Source organism: Listeria rocourtiae FSL F6-920, assembly GCF_000525975.1.
In the GTDB taxonomy this organism is placed as follows: Bacteria; Bacillota; Bacilli; order Lactobacillales; family Listeriaceae; genus Listeria_A; species Listeria_A rocourtiae.
The window spans coordinates 1-1,672 of sequence record NZ_AODK01000084.1; the positions used below are offsets into that span (position 1 = coordinate 1).

Sequence of the window (1,672 nt, forward strand, 5' to 3'; positions counted from 1 at the left end):
TGCGACGAAGCCTGTTTTTGGATACAGTGTATGAAGCAGCCGATTACGTGAGTGGCTTAGTACCAACGGGCACACAAGTCATTCGTCTATCGATTAACGGCGTGCCACAACGGACAGTAACGCCACAAGCAAATATCGATGCTGTGACAGCGGGCGGTATTGCTTCTAATGGTCGTTTCAAAATTTACAGTCGTTTCTTCAAAGATGAAACAGGTGTATCACGTAAATTGAAAGCGGGAGATACTGTTACGGTGGATCTAGGTGTCCAAATTCCTGGAGACACGGGAACAACCGTCACGGTGATCGCTAAATAAGGTGGCACTTAGGCTCTTAATGAATGCTAGTTAAGAATTCTGGGATTAATTTAGAGGATAAAGACAGAAACAAGCGCGGAGTTTGGACAAACTCCGCGCGATATAAAAAAAACGCCCTACCGACTTTTTTTTGTAGGGCGAAAATTTTGCTTCATAAGTCTGGAGAAAACGAAGGATTACATGCGAGCAACACTCGCGTGTATATTGTGACTGTAACTCATCCCATTTAGAACAGTCACAACCTCAACCCAAATTTTAATAAAGGATGGAAAGTAAGCAATGAGAAAAAAAAGTATTAGCAACAATCACAGCGGCATCTATTGCCACATCAAGCATTATGTCACCGGTCAGTGTATTCGCACAGTCCGTGACGCAAGGAGAAGGCACGGTGGATAATGTAACGAATACCGTGGCGTATAATTACAGCAATCTGTTAAAAAACACGGAATTTAAGATTAACCCTGATATGACATTGGATCACTGGGACATAAATTGGGATAAATTTGAGGATAAATTTATACTGTTTCAAAAGTATCTAGCGAACGAAAATGAAATGGCACTTGTACATCTTCCGAACAATAGCTATCCAAATAATCTTAACTACTACATTATAACTATGCTTCGAACTCTCAATTCAACTTCTGGTGAACGTGGCTTCGTTTTTCATACAAACACTAATAAAACACTAGCCCCTTCCCTTCCGACTGATATACAGTTCAAGCAAAGAGTAGATAATATTGACCCGTTGCATCAATATCAGCTACGTTTTAATGCCAGAGCATATTCATATTCTGGAGAAAAAATTAAAAAGTAGCGATGCTGCCCGCATCGCTTATAATTCTAATACTATGAGCTATGTTATTATAGATGATACGAAGTTCAAAGAATACAGCATTCCCATGTCACCAGAAGCTTTAGCTAATGGCCTTAATTTGACACCAATAGCTTCTTCTAGTGAGGACTTAGATACAAAGATTGTTGTGACGGATTTGCGACTAGTTGATATTACAGAAGAAGCGCTGGTCGTTGATGCAGAAAAAACAGTGAAAGAGCTATTTGTGAGTAATAATCCAGCGAATGTGATTAAAACAACGGTGACACAGGCAACGATAGATGCGGCGCAAGCAAAAGTGAATGCGGTGAAGGATACGGCGAAAAAAGCCGAGCTGCAAGCGCATATCAATAAAGCGCAGGCCGAATTGTCTGCGAAAACAGAGGCAGAAAAAGCAGTGAAAGAGCTATTTGTGAGTAATAATCCAGCGAATGTGATTAAAACAACGGTGACACAGGCAACGATAGATGCGGCGCAAGCAAAAGTGAATGCGGTGAAGGATACGGCGAAAAAAAGCCGAGCTGCA

General features: G+C 41.1%; 3 protein-coding genes. All 3 read left to right on the forward strand.

Annotated elements, in window-relative coordinates; translation table 11 throughout:
• A partial coding sequence (locus PROCOU_RS15780) for a hypothetical protein (protein ID WP_036074346.1) occupies positions 1–314 on the forward strand: 314 nt, incomplete at its 5' end.
• 388 nt (positions 315–702) lie between these two features.
• Positions 703–1,128 carry a hypothetical protein gene (locus PROCOU_RS15790; RefSeq protein WP_036074350.1) on the forward strand — a complete coding sequence of 142 codons (426 nt, stop codon included), beginning with the start codon at positions 703–705 and terminating at the stop codon, positions 1,126–1,128.
• The coding region (locus tag PROCOU_RS15795; protein ID WP_036074352.1) for a toxin Cry1Ac domain D-VI-related protein at positions 1,085–1,672 on the forward strand (588 nt) is incomplete at its 3' end. The genes PROCOU_RS15790 and PROCOU_RS15795, both read left to right, overlap by 44 nt.